The organism is Enterococcus sp. AZ095b, from assembly GCF_051714725.1.
Lineage (GTDB): Bacteria > Bacillota > Bacilli > Lactobacillales > Enterococcaceae > Enterococcus_B > Enterococcus_B pernyi.
Map to the genome: position 1 here is coordinate 52,801 of NZ_JBIOSL010000002.1, position 18,346 is coordinate 71,146.

Below are 18,346 nucleotides of genomic sequence, written 5' to 3' on the forward strand. Positions count from 1 at the left end.
TAATAAAACGTCATAGCGCTACTTATTCTGGAGGTGCCCTTATGTCTAATACCATCAACATTTCATCCACACTTCAAGCAGCTCATAAAATCAAACAAAATTTAGAAGATCAAATTCGCTGTATTACAAATCAACCTGAAATTTTTGCTCAATCTCCGCTTGATTTTTCACGAAATAGAAAATTATCTTTTGAGACCACTCTCAAAATTATTCTCTCTTTCGGTGGACAAAGTCTTTCTAGTGAATTACTCTCTTACTTTGATTTTACACTTCAAACGCCAACTGCTTCCGCATTTGTACAGGCTCGAAGTAAAATAAAGATTGAAGCTTTCAAACAACTCTTCTACCGAACCATTCCTTCAAGTAACCAAAACAAGCAATATAAAGGGTACCAACTATTGGCTCATGATGGCTCCGATATTAATATTCCTTATGATGAAAACGATCCTGAATCCCATTACACCATCGGAAAGTTTGATAAATCTGTAGGATCTTTTCATCTCAATGCTTTATATGACCCATTAAATAAATACTATGCATCGGTAAACTTCCAAAAAATTAGACAGCTAGACGAACGGAGCAGTTTGTGTCAAATGGTTGATGAGTTTACTTTTGAAAAGCCGACAATTATTATTGCAGATCGTGGTCATGAGTCATTTAACGTGTACGAACATATTAGAAAAAGTGGTCAAAAATTCGTAATTCGAGTAAAAGATACCAAAAGTAATGGCTTTCTTAAAGGACTTGGATTACCTCAAAAAGGAACATTTGATAAAGAGGTTAACCTTTGGTTAACAAGAAGACAGACCAATAAAATCAAAGCTGACAAAAGCTATCAATTTGTGCGTAAAAAAGCCAGCTTTGATTATCTCCCATCCGATTCAAAAGAAAGCTATCCCGTTAGTCTCAGAGTCGTTCGGATTAAGTTGAGTGAGGATAGTTATGAATCTTTAGTCACGAATCTTGATTCCTTCACTTTTAAAAGCGAAGATTTAAAAGTACTTTATCACTTACGCTGGGGAATTGAAACTTCCTTTAGAGAATTAAAATATGCCTTAGGTTTAAACCAATTCCACTCAAAGAAACTAGAGTTTATTATTCAAGAAATTTACGCTCGTCTCATTATATACAACTTTTCAATGGAAATTGCTCAGGTAGTGGCGTTATCAGCTCCTTTAAAGCAGTTCTATCAGCTTAATTTCACACAAGCTATAGGCATTTGTAAAAGATTTTTTCTTGATCAAACCGTCAATGTAGAAATTTTGATAAGAAGATATCTCCTCCCCATACGACAGAATCGGAGTGACCAGAGAAATATAACAAAAAAGAAATTTGTTGGTTTTTTATATCGTATTGCCTAATATTATAAATCGGACTATACCATATAGGACGTTTTTTTGTGTTGCTTAAAAATATAAAATTGGTCAAGTTAATAAGAAAAAAGCGATATACTTGAGACTATTATTTACTTTTTTGCCTTAACTTAATGACATTGGGGTATACTCTGTTGGTCTCTAGGAAAATATCTTACTGAACCTAATTACGTTAACTGCTAAAAGAACAATAAATAAGAAGCAATAACTTTTAATTTTGATCATACCCCTATCTGAACAAGAAGCTTTACTCACATTTTTCACTAAAAGATTATTTAGTCGTGTTTATAGAGTTGAAAAATTTTTTTCTGGAACAATACTTATCAAAAAGAGTGTTCAAAATGTAATTTTTTGAACACTCTACAAAATCTTTTTCGTAATAATTTGGACGATCTACCCATTAAACAATCATAGAACATTGAAAATTATGGAATGTTTCGGTTCCATACTGAGATCATATCCGCATAATTCTTTGAAATAGGTGCGGTAATCCGTTTCAACCATTCGAATAATGGCCTCATCCGAAAAATTATCAAAGACAAGCACTTCCGAAACAATTCCCAGCTTCGCATCGATCCCTAAGATCTCTGGCCAGACTTGCCAAAAATTATCTTGAGAGATTTGTGCTATGAGGGTCTCCAATCGGTCCGTTTGCCTGTGTAAATAGTCCTTTAGGACTGGGCTTTTTCGTTTTCCTGCTGCTTCAAAAGTTTTATGAAAGCCCTGTAAATAGGCCTCCTTTGTCGTAAATCCTGTCATGCTTCTTTTCCTTCTTTCTTTTAAAAAACAATCCGGTCGATCAATGGATTCAATCGATGTTTGACCCGTGTCCAGTCTTGCGCCGTCGGAAGACTATTCATCAAGATATACTCGGTTTCCAGTGCGTAATCCAAAAGGTACGGTCGGTAGTTGGTGACAATCAGATCAATTTGCGCATCATTCAAGCTTTCCTGCGTCAATTCCTGCAGTGGAAGAAAGAGTAAATTGTAATGCTTACCTAAGAGCTCCTGGGCCTGCAGTCGAATCGATTGCACCACCAAATAATCTCCTTCCAGTAAAAACAAAACCTGCTTGACGGGTTGGTAATAATGAAACAACATATCCATGTATAACGTAAAACTGACGGCCACATCTTCAAAGGTCACTGCTGAAAAGCGAAGTGTCTGTGCATGCTTTTGTAAGAAGCAGGAATTGATCTCATGGATCTGTCCATAGGTTTGCTTGGCCATGATACGGACTTCTTCTAACTCTTTATTCAATACCGGACTTAACGCTTCATTGATCAGACGTGAGACTAAAAACGACGTCATAAATTCCCCTAACGTGTCGGTATCCCATTGTGCAAAGAAGGGATCCGACAGATAATCTGATACCACTTGTTCAAGGCCATCCCACTGATTGAATCGTTGACTGAATGTATGTTCTTGATCTACTCGATGAATCGTTCGCTTGGAAATGATCGATAGATGGACCCAAGCGAATTCTTCCTTTGGCAGATAGATCTCATATTCCTCATGGATCCTCGCTTGTAAAGAATAAAGTAGCTGAAAATCTTTTTCCTGATAATCGACGTTCTTCAACCACTTAGGCAATGAAATAAACTGATGTTGTTTGACACGAACCATCGTGATATAAAGATGGTAATAAAAAGCAGAAACGGTCGTCCCTGTCCCCAGCTCATAATCCCCCAGCTTGCTAGATAGTTCATCCAGAACCAATGCATGCAGCCCTTCGGGCGGACGAATCGTAAAGGGGGTCTGTTCACTGCTGTAATAAAAATCAAAAAAAAACTTGCGGATGTCGGCTTCTTCCCCTACAAAATTCACGGGGGTAAGAGTCAATGTTAGATTATATTCAGCTAAGAGCGGTTCAATTTTCACTAAAAACCGACGCAACGTACTTTCGGCATAACTGTACTGGTGTGCCAAGTCAGCTAATGCGATAGGCTCTCCGTAAAAAATCGTCCCGACAATATCAAGGAGAACTTCGTTCTCTAACAGTTGTTCTTTCTTTTCTTGGTATCCTACCCGGTCACGTTCGTCAAAATGAAAACCGTTATACAGTGAAAGCAATTCAATGGTCTTCCCAAAGTAACTTTTGATTGCTTGAATATCTTTGACCATCGTTCGTTGCGAGATCATCAAGCGTTCACTCACCGCAACAATCGTAAAGTGGTGTTCTCGTTCAATAATAGTCAAAATCCGCATCCAGCGACGGATCTCGGCATTCGTAATAAAAGCAATTTGTAATTCGCGCATACCTATCCTCACTTTTTCATTTTGTTCCTTTTCCCTTCACAATAACCACACAATGTTCGTTAGATTGTTTCTCTTGTGGGCAAAGTTGTTAATTCAAGCCTTCCTGTGCGTACTTTTTTTGGGACTTGATTCATTACTTTGATATGGCTTAGGAAACATAATTGATTCGCTAAAATCATCTATAAAGGATGGTCAGTTCTTTCCCCATAGTTAACTGATCCACAAACAAAAAAAGGCTTTTCTTCATGAATCAGTGCTTCTTTCTTATCATAATACCTCCTTCGCGTAAAAAAAGAAAATTGGTAACCTTTTTCATTACCGACCAATTGGATCATCTCATCGAAATAATCTTTTTCTACTTATATGTATTACATGATCATTCGACGTCCAAAGCCAGTTTGATTGATCAGAGTCTGAGCTATGATGCACTCTTTTTCTGATAGCCCTAAAAATATTACTCCACACATAGTCTTTGGTAATAAAGACTAAATGATAAAATAAATTCTGAATTTTTTCTTTCTGTGAAGAAAAAGAAAAGAGCCGCAGCCCTTTTCTTTTTCAACTAATTGTCGGGAACTGCACTCAATTCCCACGTAAGGGTCGTTTGATAGGTAGCTGTTCTTGGGTTCGCCGTTGGTGGAACTTCAAGGGCGACACTTTCACCTGCACTTTCCCTGTTGCCGAAACGATAAATCCAAGTCCCCGCTCCTTGACCATCGTGCGCGGTCACAAGAAGCGTTTTTTCTTCTGGGATCAGCACAATCCCGTCTTGATTTTGAAGCATTGGTTCGTTAGATTCTTGGACAGATGCAAATTGTTGGTTATTAAGCAACAAACGTGCGCCTCTAAGTTGATTGTCTTGACGATCCGTAAACTGATTATTTTGTGTAACTGCTAATTGCCAACCGTGACGCTCCTCTTCTGGGCGACGATCACTGACTTGGATATAATTTGGTCGCTCTTCTGCGTCATTGATGCTTCCGTCAGCATTCAACAAGTGTTGGGGTTGTGCATAATAGCGCTTGGTCTGCGCAGAAATGCCTTGGGTTCCAAATGAAAAGCGTGACGCAAAATCAATACTCAGTGTCCCTTGATCTTCAGGAAGTTCTGGTGGATTTTCTGGATCAACTTCTTTTTCGGGTGCCAATGGATCGACTGGTAACACAGGATCTAGAATATCTTTAGTATATACATAAGTAACAGTCTGTGCCTCTTCGGTAAATCTTCCTGATGCATTTTTGGGCACTTCAGTTAAAGTATATCCGTCAATTTCTTTAGCCTCAGTCTCATATTCTTCATCAATCAGTCCGCTGATAATCTCTGTCTCTGACAACTCCTTTAGAGCATTATCAACATATTCAACCGTTATGTCTCCCCCTTGTTTCTTTTGATAGACTGCTTGTACAACTGTATCAGTAGTCCCCATTGTAAAAGTAGTCGTTGCATTTGTGGGGTTTAAAATACGGCTTCCGGTTCCGGATACTATTTCCCAACGAAGAAAGTCAAACCTCTCCGCTGGATTCGCATGAATCATGGTTGTCTCCCCTTGAATAATCGTTGTTGTTTCTGCCATAGGCATTCCCCCAACAGTAGGACTCGCTTCTAAGGAAAGTACATAGGAAGGGCGCGGGGGAGTGACCCAAGAACTCCCAGATCCATTAAATATAAGTGTGCTATACCATGATTCTCCGAACAGTTGGGTGTAACGTTCTTCGAAATCATTTGGATCCGATTCACTAGTTAGTACTTGTGAGCCATTCACCCCAGTGAGAGTGGCATTGACAGAATGCCAGGATGACTTAGGCGTAGAAACATTCATTGCCATTGTCAGTCTATTTGCATTTATTATAATCCTGCTGGAAGAGTCAGATTCAATAGGTTTTATACGATTATTGGCAACAGCACTCCTAGATGATATATTGCTTCTTCTATCTGGTGCTGGAGTTATAGTTAGTGTTCCACTACGAACCAAAGATATCGCAGGACCACCCCAAGGTGAATTCAATTCAAAGTATCCTCTTAGATTAATATTTTGAGCATGAATAATAGATGGATTGCTATTATATGATGCAAGTATATTATTTATTTCAACTAGACCGCTGCCATTATGTTTAATAATAGGATCATTGGTGTTTGCACTGTTTGCACCCATTAAAGACAAACCATTTAATGTTAAAGTAGCTGCTCCACTCAGTTCTAAATTATTGTTAGAGCCAAACATACTGAGTACTGCATGAGCTTGAGTTGCGGGTCTGCCTATAATATTCACCGAGGTGTTTCTGGTGTTTAATGAACTTCCTAAAATCGAGCTAGAATAGGAAATTGACTGAGTAATTACTATTGAGACAGTTCTTTGGTCATTCCATGCACTTCTAAATTGAGACCAATTGCTAGGTGTAGCTGTATTTCTCTGAGGATCAACAGAGGCTTCCAAAATCCGATTTGTTTCTGTTTGAATTAGTTCTTCGGGTATCGATAGGTTCTTCTCAGCTGCCACGACTGATTGAACTGCAACAGGAATATCCTTCATCACTTCTACATCTTGACTTTCTGATGGCTGCTCTTCGAGGCCAGTATTCTCTTGATCCTTTAAGTCAGAAGATTTCTGGTCCTCTGATTTCAGAGTACTTTCCTCTACTTCTAAATAGAAATGATCTGCGTCATGATCGACAGTTAAGAAGTAGTTTCCCGGTGTCGCAAACACCACAGGAAGTGTAAATTCAGTCTGTCGTTCTTTTGTGTGAAGCGTCCAGTATTCTCCATGGGAGTGAGTGATAGACTCTCCATCAGAAAAATGATTTGCCAGTACTTGCCCTTCCCTCGGTACCCGCACCAGAACCTCATCTGCAGGATAAGTACTTGTAAAACGCAAAATAACTGGTTGATTCGTGACTGTCTGAAAAGTCTTTTCTACAAATGAAAACTCTTGAACCACTGGCGGTGCTTCTTTAACCGGTGCAACAGCGGTACTCATTGCTACATAATCTGGTATATGGCTACGAAAATCAGTGAGTGTCTGTTCATCTATGGATTCATTCGTTTCTGCATAGCCTCGTGTGATTCCCAATGGTATCACATGTGCCAATAGTAAGAGTGTAGTACATACCAAAGCTTGTTTGCGAAAGTTCACGCTACATTCCTCCTTAGTCTTTTTCTTGCCTTCTTTTCTTTAGAGCGAGATAAAGCAGAATCACGACCAATAGAGTTAACAAAATGAGCGCACCGATCATCCACCAATTCGGACTGTTGTCGATCATGACGTCTTCGCGGTTTAACTTACGGGCATCGTCGGCATCGATCGTAAACTCACGAGTCCAGGACCATTCATTGTCTCCCGACTTTGCGGTTAGTTCTAACACGTAGTTCCCACTTCGAAAACGATCTCCCTCTAAAGAAATCGGAAAGTTAAAATTCGAATTGGGCGCCATCTGCATCTTCTCTTTACTGGCCTCATAGAGAACGTCGCTCTCTCCTGCTCGTTTCACGGTAGCTTCCACCGCCAATTGATTGACAAAGGTGGGCGTGAAGTTTTGTAGCGTGGCACTGATCACATTGCGATAGTTCAATTGATCCGCAAACACATCTAATAGTTCCAACTCCGGTTGCACCGAGTCTCGGGTATTACTGACGACCACACCTACCACATGGGCAAATTCATTCTTGATCGCTACCCCTTCTCCTTCTGGTGCTTCACTTTCTTCCTCTTCTTTTACTTCGGTGATTCGTAAACCACCAGCTAAATACCCTTCAAAGGCGTCTTTAGGCATCTGTAAAGAAATGTCTATGACCTTTGTTTCTTTTCCTGCGAGTGTAATGACCTCCGAAGGAGTCATCAGTTCATCCAAGGAGTGAACCAAGGTTGGATCTGCTTCTTCGGCATCTTTGCCATACTCGACATTTCCCAAAGTATTGGTATACGCCGTATGCGGTGTCACCTGGACATTGATTGGTTCTGAACTGGAATTACCGACTTTCAGCTGCAAGGTCTCTTTTTGACCAGGAGCGAGTAATAGCTCATAATACCCTTTACCTTCATCGACTTGACTTTCGGGAAAAAGCGGGGTGACATGTGTATTTAAGGCCGTCTCTTCAGCTTGGGCTGAAATGGGCAAGAAAAGGAAAAGTATCACTAGGAGCCACAGCCCGCTTTGCGTAATTTGTTTGTGTCTCATTTTTTTAATCCTTTCTAAAAAAAGCAGCGCCACAGAGATCTGTAACGCTACTAGTGACTAATGGAACATGGAAATTGTTACTTCTTAAAGGTCATTTTCAGGTGTTAGTTCTAATTCCCATGTCAAGGTAGAGGTATACGTTACCGCATCTTTAGCAGTCGAACCAGGAACGAATAATTGAATCGCTTCATTCTCTACAACAGCTGCGCCATCTTCTACTTGTTTTGCAATCGCATCATGATCTCCCCAAACAGCCGTCGAGGTACCAGCACCTTTTTGGTTAGCTGCCGTCATAATCGGTACGGCATCATTATTTGGAATCAATTCCAATCCACTTGCATGAATGCTCGGTGCTTGAGCTGCATCATCGATACTGTAGCGTAGGGCCGGATCGAATAACGTGATTTTTGCGCCTTTTAATACCTTGTTTAATGTATCCGTAGGTGCTTCAAATTCTGTTAAACTTACACTTAATTCCCATCCTTCATTGGTACCGCGGGTGTCTTGGACTTGTGCCAAACTTACATAAGGAACTTTATTTTCTTCACCGGTTGTTCCTGTTTTTTGTTGTCTTTCAGCGACCATATTGTAATGCTCATCTGTAGTTGAGATAATTTGTGAACCGAAGTTCATTGTTGGCACAGTTGTGATTGTTAAAGGTCCTTTGTTTTCTCCATCAGGACCAGTGACTGGCGGAATAGTTACATCAGGACCATCCGGTCCAGGATCAACGACTGTGTCATCATTTCCTGGCGTGAAGGTGATTTGACCCTCAGTGGTTGTTTTGCGAACTTCTTGTGTTTCCTTCTCTTGAACAGTTTCTTCGGCGAAGGCTTGTACGCCTCCGGCAAAAATGGTTGTTGATAATGCAGCTACAGTTGCTAACCGGATAAATTTCATTCTTAAATTCCTACTTTCATTTAATTGTTTTTTGTGTTGCTTTTCTTCTTTTGTACCCTAAGGCTAATAAAACGCTACCCACTAAGAAACTGCCGATCCATAGTCCAAGTGAGCTATCAATCATATTGGTTTTCGGCAAAGTACCGTCTGGCTTTTGTGGGCTAGTGCTAGGTGGTGGGGCTGGCGGACCGATTGGTTCATAGGCCCCGGTAAATCCAATCGATCCTTCTGACTCAACGGATTGGACCTGTGTACCGTAAACCAGCAACGGAAACTGCATCGCTATTATTAGGAAACATAGAACGATTATTTGGCCGACCGTTTTTCGCATATTCCCTCCTCCTTTAATGTTCTTCTCAAAATTCATCGTTTTTAAGGAGACAAAAAAAAAGACATTCGATAGAATCAAATGTCTTAAAAAAGTTATTAAATTAGTCTTTCTATTTCAGAATATAAATAGCGAATATAAATTCTAAAAAACGATGGTTTTTGATGCAAATCATTAAACAAAATAAGGATCAACTTGAAGCCTTATTTGCATCTCTTATATTACAAGATTCTCACCAAAATAAATAATCGAAATTTTCACTTCGGTATGCAAATTTAGAAAAACGAATATTAAAAAAGAATCATTAAAAAGAGCGTACAGCAATTTTTTCTCTGGATACTTTTGATTGATCCATGTAATTTAGAAAATATTTTTTGGTCATAAATCGTTACGAAATCTAGATTCAGTCAAATAACGCATTCACTATTTTTCAGAGCAACCCTTCTAAAAGGTGGAAAACTAAAGTTTGATTAAGTTAATTGTTCATGGAGAGTTGACTTAATTAAGCTCGTTTAAATAGTTGGTAGGAACCCAATAGAGTATACCCCAATGTCATTAAGTTAAGGCAAAAAGCAGGAAAACATTTAAGTTTCCCTGCTTTATTTTTTCTATGTAAAAGGACACTCTCTTGATACAATTATTTTAACAATAATAAAACGTCATAGCGCTACTTATTCTGGAGGTGCCCTTATGTCTAATACTATCAACATTTCATCCACACTTCAAGCAGCTCATAAAATCAAACAAAATTTAGAAGATCAAATTCGCTGTATTACAAATCAACCTGAAATTTTTGCTCAATCTCCGACTGATTTTTCTCGAAACAGAAAATTATCTTTTGAGACAACTCTCAAAATTATTCTCTCTTTCGGTGGACAAAGTCTTGCTAGTGAATTACTCTCTTACTTTGATTTTACACTTCAAACGCCAACGGCTTCCGCATTTGTACAGGCTCGAAGTAAAATAAAAATTGAAGCTTTCAAACAACTCTTCTACCGAACCATTCCTTCAAGTAACCAAAACAAGCAATATAAAGGGTACCAACTATTGGCTCATGATGGCTCCGATATTAATATTCCTTATGATGAAAACGATCCTGAATCCCATTACACCATCGGAAAGTTTGATAAATCTGTAGGATCTTTTCATCTCAATGCTTTATATGACCCATTAAATAAATACTATGCATCGGTAAACTTCCAAAAAATTAGACAGCTAGACGAACGGAGCAGTTTGTGTCAAATGGTTGATGAGTTTACTTTTGAAAAGCCAACAATTATTATTGCAGATCGTGGTCATGAGTCATTTAACGTGTACGAACATATTAGAAAAAGTGGTCAAAAATTCGTAATTCGAGTAAAAGATACCAAAAGTAATGGCTTTCTTAAAGGACTTGGATTACCTCAAAAAGGAACATTTGATAAAGAGGTTAACCTTTGGTTAATAAGAAGACAGACAAATAAAATCAAAACTGACAAGAGCTATCAATTTGTGCGTAAAAAAGCCAGCTTTGATTATCTCCCATCCGATTCAAAAGAAAGCTATCCCGTTAGTCTCAGAGTCGTTCGGATTAAGTTGAGTGAGGATAGTTATGAATCTTTAGTCACAAATCTTGATTCCTTCACTTTTAAAAGCGAAGATTTAAAAGTACTTTATCACTTACGCTGGGGAATTGAAACTTCCTTTAGAGAATTAAAATATGCCTTAGGTTTAAACCAATTCCACTCAAAGAAACTAGAGTTTATTATTCAAGAAATTTACGCTCGTCTCATTATATACAACTTTTCAATGGAAATTGCTCAGGTAGTGGCGTTATCAGCTCCTTTAAAGCAGTTCTATCAGCTTAATTTCACACAAGCTATAGGCATTTGTAAAAGATTTTTTCTTGATCAAACCGTCAATGTAGAAATTTTGATAAGAAGATATTTCCTCCCCGTACGACAGAATCGGAGTAACCAGAGAAATATAACAAAAAAGAAATTTGTTGGTTTTTTTTATCGTATTGCCTAATATTATAAATCGGACTATACCATATAGGACGTTTTATTGTGTTGCTCGAAAATATAAAATTAGTCAAGTTAATAAGAAAAAAGCGATATACTTGAGACTATTATTTGTTTTTTTGTCTTAACTTAATGACATTGGGGTATACCTTGTTGGACCCATATTATCTCTTGAATGTATTGATTAACTGAACATAAATTATTTAAGGGATTTTATGATGGAAAATGAGTTTTCTAAAGTATACAAAAAAAAATTGCCCAGAAAGTTTTTTCTGGACAATTTTTTAGCCTATTTTCATTTCAGATTGTATACCATCGAATAGTAATTATTTGTACTTAAATTATTCCCACAAAGTTCCTTGAAGTACGTGCGATAATCTTTCTCAACAATTCGTAAGATTTCATTTATTGGTAATTTATTATAGTCATAATGAATTAGCTCGGTGATTAGACTTAATTTTGCGTCAATTCCTAGAACTATAGGAAGATTTTCCCAAAAGTTTTCTGGTGAAATTGTGCTTGTCAATTGGTCAAGTTGTTCGAACTGTTGTGCCAGATAAACATTCAGTTCTTCTGATTTTCTTTTATCTTGTGGTATATTTTCTTGAAATTGACGCATATATTCATCTTTCGTTAGAGATGGGTTCATGTTGTGTGCTCCTTTCTCTTGCCCTTTCCCTTCATTTCTGATTGATTTGATAAAATTTTCTACTTTTTTATTGATCTATATACAGTATTGTAGATCATCATTCTGGATAAAAATTTGATTTATCAGAGATTCTAAAGATAAAACTAGAGAAAAAACGGTATTCTTTTCTAATTGTAAGGAACTGCACTTAATTCCCACGTCAACTTTGTCGAATAACTAGTTGCTTCTGGATTCGCCCCCTTTGGAACATTGAGTGCAACACTCTCTTTTGCCGTCTCTGCATCACCAAACCGGTAGATCCAAGTTCCCATTCCTTCACTACCTTGAGCTTTGATCAATGTTTGGCGATTTCCAGGTATTAGGGAATGGACAGATTGAAGTTCTGGAGCAGTTTTCCCTTGAGCAGTAACAACTTGTTGGTTTGATAGAGTTATACTAGCGCCATTCAATACTTGGTTTTCTTTTCCTTTAAATTGTTCTTTTTGTGTCACTGCTAATTCCCAGCCGTTACGCTCAGATTCTGGGCGTCGATCACTGATCTGCACAAAGTTTGGTCGTTCTTCTTTCTCGCTAACTACTCCATCTTCATTCATTAAACGTTGTGGTTGAGCATAATACGTTTGATCACGAGCAGAAATAGCTTGTAACCCAAAGTTGAATTGCGAAACAAAGTCAATACTCAACAGCCCTTGACCTTCAGGCAAATCTGGTTTATTTTCTGGGTCCACTTCGACTTCTGGATCCAAAGGATCGACTGGTGAGACTTGGGTAATTGTTTCATAAACAGCTTGAACCGTCGTATCTGTACTTCCCATCATGAAGGTAGTAGTAGCTGAAGTTGTGTTTACGATATTTGTCCCAGTCCCTGACACAACTTCCCAGCGTACAAAGTGATAACCACTGTTGGGATTTGCGTTTAATGTTGTTGTGCTTCCTTGAGCTAAAGTACTAGCCTCTGCACTCGGATTTCCCCCATCACTCGGACTGGCTTCAAGGGTCAAATTGTAGGTGATTTCTTCATATACAGCACGTACTGTCGTGTTTGCGCTCCCCATCGTGAAGGTAGTGGTAGCTGAAGTTGCGTTTGCGATATTCGCCCCAGTCCCTGATACAACTTCCCAGCGTACAAAGCGATAACCACTGTTGGGATTTGCGTTTAATGTTGTCGTACTTCCTTGCGTTAGTGTTGTGTTTGTTGCACTCGGATTTCCTCCAACATCGGGATTAGCTTGTAAAGAGAGATTGTAAGAAACAGGAGGTGTGACCCATCCACCACCACTAGCATTAAAGATCATACCGGTATATCGACGGTCATTAAACGTAGTAAGATACCTTTCATTAAAATCATTTGGATTACTATTGCTATTCACAACAGTCGCTCCATTTAATCCACTAAGCATGACATCTATACTATTCCAAGAATTTAAACCTAAACCCGTTCCATTCCTTGATTCTACCATAGAGAACCTATTTGCTTGAATAATTATTGTACTCCCAGCAGTTGAAAGAACCGGTCTTAAACCAGAATTAGTGGATGATAGAATCCATCCATTTTGATGACTATTAGATATGATTTTCAGAGTACCATTCCGAACCAACTCTATTCCTGTCGCACGCACTGTTGCACTAGCTCCGCCAGCTGTGTCAGCTCTAATCTGTATAGCTCCATTTAAATTTATATTCTGACCAGATATTATAGAGCCTGCCGTACCAGTTGACATAGTAATATTTGAATGATTAATTTCTATTAGCCCACTTCCATTATGAATAATGAGGGGAGCTGTACGAGAATCTCTTCCAATTTGAGCTGGCCAATCAGTTAGTGTAGAATTTATAGTTAGACCTGCTACACCACTCATTACTAAACTATATCCGGAGTTCTGAAAATTAAGAGTCCCTCCATTAAGTGTTATGGATGATAATCTTGTATTAAGAGAATCTCCTAAAATGGAACTAGAAAAAGATATATTACCATGAAATATTATCGTGACAGTAGAAGAGTTCCATGCGCTTCTAAATTGGCTCCAATTATTTACACTGCTAATAGATCGATTTTGAATATCTCTTGTTTCTTCCAAAATACGTTCTTCTTCTATTACAATCAATTCTTCTGGTATAGATAAGTTTTCTTCTACAGCAATCACCGGTTGAATAGTTGTTGAATTATTAATACTGTCTTTTGTATTATTTTGTTCGGTCATCTCTTCTGATTGATTAATTATTTCAGCTTCTTCTAACTCGTTGAGTTTCTCCGTTCTCATTACTGAAGGAGAATCCTGTACTTCCACATAGACATGATCTGCATCGTTATCAAGCGTAAGAAAGTAGTTTCCAGGAATTTCAAAAAGAACGGATACTTCAAAAGATTTCTGTTCATCGTTAGTAGATAGACTCCAATATTCACCATGAGAATGGTGAATTGATTCTCCATTAGAAAACTGATTTTCTATAATTTTTCCGTTTTCAGGAATTCGGATCAATACTTCATTCGAAGGCAATTTACTAGTAAATTTGAAAGTAGTGGGTTGACCAATTACAGTCCGGAATGATTTTACCTCAAATGAAAATTCTTGAATCTCTTCTCCATTGTTTTCTAAATTTGCTCTTGCGCTAACTGTATTTAATAAACTATTTTGCTCTGCATTAAATGTCTCAACAGGTTCTACATCATTACTAGATTGCGTATCTGCATCAACCATTTCTACTTGATTAAAACTTATTTGTAAGAGTAGCATGGTAATTACCAAGATACTGAATAAGTCACTTAGTTTTCTATTCAATGTCTTGCCACCTCTCATTTCGGTTGTTCTTTCTCATTTTTTTCTTTTTATAAAAAATAAAAAGAAAATAGCTTACTAAAAATAGCAATAAAAGTATAGCGACGATCATCCACCAATTGAGACTCGTATCAATCGTGACATCTTGTTGATTCAATGCTCTCGCTTCATCCGCATCAATGGTAAATTTCCGTTCCCATTGCCATTCCTCTTCCCCAGAGCGTGCCGTCATTTTCAACAAATATTCACCACTGCGAAAACGATCGCCTTCTAAAGAAATCGGAAAATTGAAATTGGAGTTTGGCGCCATTTGCATCTGTTCTTGACTGGCTTGGTATAAAATTTCTTCTTCCCCCACTTTTTGTACCGTGGCTTCAACTTCTAAGCGATTCACGAATGTTGGGGTGAAGTTTTGTATATTCGCACTGATGACATTACGATAGTTGAGTTGATCGGCAAAAACATCTACCAACTCTAAATCAGGTTGCACGGCGTCTTGGTTATTACTCACCACCACACCGATGATATAGGCAAACTCATTTTGGATGGCGACCCCTTCTTCGTCGCTTGTTTCTTCCGTTGTGTCTTCTTTGACTTCTTCGATTCGTAAGCCACCCGCTAAGAAGCCTTCGAAGGCTTCTTTAGGCATCTTCAGATCAAGTGTCACTGTTTTCGTTTCGTTACCACCAAGCTCGATGATTTCGGGATGTTCGATCAATTCAGCAAGCGAATGCTTGAGTGTTGGATCTGCTTTTTCCGCGTCTTGCCCGTATTCTACAACCCCCATCACGTTCGTATAAGCAGTATGTGGCGTGATTTTGATTTTCTTTGCTTCTGCGTTTGCGTTTTGTAGTTTCAACGTTAGTTTTTCTGTCGTATCTGGCGCAAGGGTTAACTGAAAGTAACGTTTGTTACCTGCTGTTTGATTATCTGAGAATTCCGGTGTCACATAAAAATTTAAGGTTCCTTCTTCTGCCCCTACGCGCATTGGTGCCAACAAACTGACGAACACCATAAGCAATACTAGCCCTGCTTGTTGGATTTTATTTTTTCGATATGTACTTGCTTGTTTCATTCATTTACTCCTTTCTTTAAAGAAAGTAGCGCTACAAAATTGTAACGCTACACCGTTCACTTCTATCAGCTGAAACCCTCGGTTTCGTCAAAACTATACGGCGCCATTTTCACCTGATTTATCAATATCTTCATTATTATCAGGTATATTGGATAATTCCCAAGTTAGTGTGGATTTGTATTGTGCCGCATCTTTCGCTGTCTTACCAGGAACAAATAATTGGATCGCATTATTTGTCACCACGTCAACCTTATCGTCCGCTTCTTGTGCGTTTAAGTCTGCTTGATTGCCCCAAACAACGGAAGAAACACCAGCACCTTTATCTTTTTCTGCGGTCATCACGGATACAGCAGAAGCATTTGGGATCAATTTCAATCCACTTGTATGAGCTACTGGTGCATTTCCAGCCGTGCTTCCTTCATACTGAATTCTTGGGCTTACCAATGAAATCTCTGCCCCAAGCAAGGTATCATTGACTGTTTCTTTCGTTGCTTTAAAGTCGGTCATACGTACTTGCAGGTCCCAACCAGCATTCGTTCCTCGGACATCTTGTACTTGCGCAAAACTGACATAAGGGACTTTATTTTCTTCACCCGTCGTACCCGCTTTTTGTTGCTTTTCTGCAATCATATTGTAGGTTTGATCCTGATTCGAGATCACTTGTGGACCGAAATTCATCGTGACAGCTTTCATGATCGATAAAGGTCCGGTCGTTCCTGGCACTTCAGGCTCAATGTCTACATCTGGCCCATCTTCTGGTGGAATAACGACTAGGTCTTCCTCTTCATTTGGTGTAAATTCAATCGTTCCATCCGTAGTGACATTACGTACTTCTTTTGATGTTTCCTCGGGTGGTTCAGCTGCGAAGGCTGTGATTCCTCCAACAAAAATGGTTGAGCTTAATGCTGCAATGGTTACTAATCTAACGAATTCCATGTATTTAAATCCTACTTTCTTTTATTTGTTTTTTTCTTTTTGTGCCGCCAAAACCAAAAGCCAAGTACTATGATGACAAGCAAGAGACCAAACATTGACCAAATGCGCATCTTTTCCTCGTTTGTTTTCGGTAATCTTCTGGCTGTTGGGTGACTGACCCCTGAGGGGTGTTGAGCAATTTCTTTTGGTAAATCTGGTTTGATCGCACCTTCCGGTGCTGGCTCTGGTGTTCCTGGTGTTTCATATATGCCAGTAAAACCAATCGTACCTTCTGTTTCCACCGAACGTATTTCTGTTCCATGAACAACTAACGGTGCATACACATGAATCAGTAACATACCCATACTTAGTATGTATCTTTTTTGGTGTTTCATATCCCTCCCCCTATATTCTTAGATGTCTCAAAAATCTTGGTTTTTGATGCAAATCATTAAACAAAATAAGGATCAACTTGAAGCCTTATTTGCATCTCTTATATTACAAGATTCTCACCAAAATAAATAATCGAAATTTTCACTTCGGTATGCAAATTTAGAAAAACGAATATTAAAAAAGAATCATTAAAAAGAGCGTACAGCAATTTTTTCTCTGGATACTTTTGATTGATCCATGAAATTTAGAAAATATTTTTTGGTCATAAATCGTTACGAAATCTAGATTCAGTCAAATAACGCATTCACTATTTTTCAGAGCAACCCTTCTAAAAGGTGGAAAACTAAAGTTTGATTAAGTTAATTGTTCATGGAGAGTTGACTTAATTAAGCTCGTTTAGATAGTTGGTAGGAACCCAATAGAGTATACTCTGTTGTCCCTTAAAGAGAATAACTTTCTGGTCTAATTAATTGAGACAGATTATGAGAAAAGAGAAACCCTTGGATAAAAGGATTCCTCTTTTTTATTTATCGCTTAATTTTTTAATCATACGGTTGATCGTTTATGACACTTCAAAGAACATCGTCATGCTTTCCAGTAGCTAGTAACCATAATTCTAAAACATCGTTTTTTATTTCGTATACAAGTAGCCAATCTTTTTCAATATGCAATTCTCTAAGTCCTTGTTTATTTCCTTTTAATGCATGGTCTCTATACTTTTGATAAAGTACGTCTGTTCGTTGTTGGACAAGTAATTCTAAGACAATTTCTAGCTTTTGCATGTCATAATGCTTTTTCTTTAGGGTCTTGTAATTTCTTTTAAAAGTAGGAGTTCGCTTAATCTTCATCGTTTAAGTCTTTCATTAATTCAGCTACACTATCAAATGACTTATAATCTTCATTGTTCATTTCTTCTAATGCTTGCGCAAGATTATCTTTTCGTACAGTCATTTCAAAAGGAATTCCTTTTTCACGAACAACTTTAGTTAAAAATATTTTAATCCCTGTTGTCAAGTCAATTCCAAGAGAGTCAAAGATCTCTTTAGATTCTTCTTTTAATTCATCATCAATTCTAAAGTTAATTTGAGCCATTTTTCTCACACCTTTCATATTATAAGTATAGCATTTTTGTGTAGCGTTATAAAGCGAACGCTTTACAAAATGAGAATTGACTCCTTTTTTTCTTTAATCATTCTATCCGCCCTACCTCCTTATTAATTATTTAGTTTTATGTTCCACATTCTTTTCGGCTTACTAGTAGCCATATACGATTGCTGGTTAAATACTCGTAACAAGAAGGAAAACAAACACTGGGAGATTAGACAAAAAGAAAAGCCCTAGAGTATCCTACTACTCTAAGGCTTCAGTGTTCAAATGTTCTTTTTATGCAAAACAATCATATCATGATTTGTTTTTTTTAAAATGGTGACCTTACCTATCGTTTTCCTTTGTAAGCCCATTTTTTTAGAAATATTCATCATCTTTGTATCGATCAATTATTAC

15 protein-coding genes are annotated in these 18,346 nt (G+C 38.0%); 2 read left to right on the forward strand and 13 right to left on the reverse strand.

What is annotated here, in order from left to right; genetic code table 11:
* Positions 1-41: 41 nt before the first annotated feature.
* On the forward strand, positions 42-1,361 hold the full coding sequence (locus tag IGJ99_RS14525; RefSeq protein WP_347082699.1) for an IS4 family transposase: 1,320 nt from the start codon (positions 42-44) through the stop codon (positions 1,359-1,361).
* A 420-nt stretch (positions 1,362-1,781) separates the two neighbouring features.
* Here IGJ99_RS14525 and IGJ99_RS14530 read toward each other — a convergent pair whose 3' ends face one another.
* The 6 genes from IGJ99_RS14530 to IGJ99_RS14555 form a co-directional block, all read right to left on the reverse strand.
* Positions 1,782-2,132, reverse strand: a complete 351-nt coding sequence (locus IGJ99_RS14530; protein ID WP_438770944.1) for a DUF7006 family protein — start codon at positions 2,130-2,132, stop codon at positions 1,782-1,784.
* 20 nt (positions 2,133-2,152) lie between these two features.
* On the reverse strand, positions 2,153-3,631 hold the full coding sequence (locus IGJ99_RS14535; protein ID WP_438770945.1) for a helix-turn-helix domain-containing protein: 1,479 nt from the start codon (positions 3,629-3,631) through the stop codon (positions 2,153-2,155).
* Between the two features lie 562 nt (positions 3,632-4,193).
* The gene (locus IGJ99_RS14540) at positions 4,194-6,761 is read right to left on the reverse strand and encodes a WxL domain-containing protein (RefSeq protein WP_438770946.1); all 2,568 of its coding nucleotides are present in this window, start codon (positions 6,759-6,761) and stop codon (positions 4,194-4,196) included.
* 13 nt (positions 6,762-6,774) lie between these two features.
* Complete coding sequence (locus tag IGJ99_RS14545; protein WP_347085532.1) at positions 6,775-7,803, reverse strand: DUF916 and DUF3324 domain-containing protein; 1,029 nt, start codon at positions 7,801-7,803, stop codon at positions 6,775-6,777.
* 84 nt (positions 7,804-7,887) lie between these two features.
* Positions 7,888-8,703 carry a WxL domain-containing protein gene (locus IGJ99_RS14550; RefSeq protein WP_438749041.1) on the reverse strand — a complete coding sequence of 272 codons (816 nt, stop codon included), beginning with the start codon at positions 8,701-8,703 and terminating at the stop codon, positions 7,888-7,890.
* A gap of 16 nt (positions 8,704-8,719) precedes the next feature.
* Positions 8,720-9,034 (reverse strand): LPXTG cell wall anchor domain-containing protein, encoded by a 315-nt coding sequence (locus IGJ99_RS14555; RefSeq protein ID WP_438749043.1) that lies wholly within the window; start codon positions 9,032-9,034, stop codon positions 8,720-8,722.
* A 687-nt stretch (positions 9,035-9,721) separates the two neighbouring features.
* On the opposite strand from IGJ99_RS14555, the gene IGJ99_RS14560 reads away from it, so the two are divergent.
* Complete coding sequence (locus IGJ99_RS14560; RefSeq protein WP_438753819.1) at positions 9,722-11,041, forward strand: IS4 family transposase; 1,320 nt, start codon at positions 9,722-9,724, stop codon at positions 11,039-11,041.
* A gap of 288 nt (positions 11,042-11,329) precedes the next feature.
* Here IGJ99_RS14560 and IGJ99_RS14565 read toward each other — a convergent pair whose 3' ends face one another.
* From IGJ99_RS14565 to IGJ99_RS14595, 7 genes are all read right to left on the reverse strand, one after another.
* A complete protein-coding gene (locus IGJ99_RS14565; protein ID WP_023523770.1) occupies positions 11,330-11,683 on the reverse strand; it encodes a DUF7006 family protein in 354 nt (117 codons plus the stop codon).
* Positions 11,684-11,850: 167 nt separating this feature from the next.
* Positions 11,851-14,481 carry a WxL domain-containing protein gene (locus IGJ99_RS14570; protein WP_438770947.1) on the reverse strand — a complete coding sequence of 877 codons (2,631 nt, stop codon included), beginning with the start codon at positions 14,479-14,481 and terminating at the stop codon, positions 11,851-11,853.
* Complete coding sequence (locus IGJ99_RS14575) at positions 14,456-15,535, reverse strand: DUF916 and DUF3324 domain-containing protein (protein ID WP_438749114.1); 1,080 nt, start codon at positions 15,533-15,535, stop codon at positions 14,456-14,458. Before IGJ99_RS14575 ends, IGJ99_RS14570 begins: the two co-directional genes overlap by 26 nt.
* A gap of 93 nt (positions 15,536-15,628) precedes the next feature.
* Positions 15,629-16,471, reverse strand: a complete 843-nt coding sequence (locus IGJ99_RS14580) for a WxL domain-containing protein (protein WP_438749051.1) — start codon at positions 16,469-16,471, stop codon at positions 15,629-15,631.
* 11 nt (positions 16,472-16,482) lie between these two features.
* On the reverse strand, positions 16,483-16,845 hold the full coding sequence (locus tag IGJ99_RS14585) for an LPXTG cell wall anchor domain-containing protein (RefSeq protein WP_438749053.1): 363 nt from the start codon (positions 16,843-16,845) through the stop codon (positions 16,483-16,485).
* Between the two features lie 570 nt (positions 16,846-17,415).
* The gene (locus tag IGJ99_RS14590; protein ID WP_347082646.1) at positions 17,416-17,691 is read right to left on the reverse strand and encodes a type II toxin-antitoxin system RelE/ParE family toxin; all 276 of its coding nucleotides are present in this window, start codon (positions 17,689-17,691) and stop codon (positions 17,416-17,418) included.
* A complete protein-coding gene (locus IGJ99_RS14595; protein ID WP_271525121.1) occupies positions 17,681-17,935 on the reverse strand; it encodes a type II toxin-antitoxin system RelB/DinJ family antitoxin in 255 nt (84 codons plus the stop codon). The genes IGJ99_RS14590 and IGJ99_RS14595 overlap by 11 nt, the downstream gene beginning before the upstream one ends.
* Positions 17,936-18,346: the final 411 nt, after the last annotated feature.

What these genes read in the sequence shown, in the direction of transcription:
- IGJ99_RS14530 (WP_438770944.1), bottom strand. Translation starts at nt 2,132, where the DNA reads ATGACAGGATTTACGACAAAGGAGGCCTATTTACAGGGCTTTCATAAA.
- IGJ99_RS14535 (WP_438770945.1), bottom strand. Translation starts at nt 3,631, where the DNA reads ATGCGCGAATTACAAATTGCTTTTATTACGAATGCCGAGATCCGTCGC.
- IGJ99_RS14525 (WP_347082699.1), top strand. Translation starts at nt 42, where the DNA reads ATGTCTAATACCATCAACATTTCATCCACACTTCAAGCAGCTCATAAA.
- IGJ99_RS14560 (WP_438753819.1), top strand. Translation starts at nt 9,722, where the DNA reads ATGTCTAATACTATCAACATTTCATCCACACTTCAAGCAGCTCATAAA.
- IGJ99_RS14575 (WP_438749114.1), bottom strand. Translation starts at nt 15,535, where the DNA reads ATGAAACAAGCAAGTACATATCGAAAAAATAAAATCCAACAAGCAGGG.
- IGJ99_RS14550 (WP_438749041.1), bottom strand. Translation starts at nt 8,703, where the DNA reads ATGAAATTTATCCGGTTAGCAACTGTAGCTGCATTATCAACAACCATT.
- IGJ99_RS14565 (WP_023523770.1), bottom strand. Translation starts at nt 11,683, where the DNA reads ATGAACCCATCTCTAACGAAAGATGAATATATGCGTCAATTTCAAGAA.
- IGJ99_RS14595 (WP_271525121.1), bottom strand. Translation starts at nt 17,935, where the DNA reads ATGGCTCAAATTAACTTTAGAATTGATGATGAATTAAAAGAAGAATCT.
- IGJ99_RS14590 (WP_347082646.1), bottom strand. Translation starts at nt 17,691, where the DNA reads ATGAAGATTAAGCGAACTCCTACTTTTAAAAGAAATTACAAGACCCTA.
- IGJ99_RS14580 (WP_438749051.1), bottom strand. Translation starts at nt 16,471, where the DNA reads ATGGAATTCGTTAGATTAGTAACCATTGCAGCATTAAGCTCAACCATT.
- IGJ99_RS14545 (WP_347085532.1), bottom strand. Translation starts at nt 7,803, where the DNA reads ATGAGACACAAACAAATTACGCAAAGCGGGCTGTGGCTCCTAGTGATA.
- IGJ99_RS14585 (WP_438749053.1), bottom strand. Translation starts at nt 16,845, where the DNA reads ATGAAACACCAAAAAAGATACATACTAAGTATGGGTATGTTACTGATT.
- IGJ99_RS14570 (WP_438770947.1), bottom strand. Translation starts at nt 14,481, where the DNA reads ATGAGAGGTGGCAAGACATTGAATAGAAAACTAAGTGACTTATTCAGT.
- IGJ99_RS14555 (WP_438749043.1), bottom strand. Translation starts at nt 9,034, where the DNA reads ATGCGAAAAACGGTCGGCCAAATAATCGTTCTATGTTTCCTAATAATA.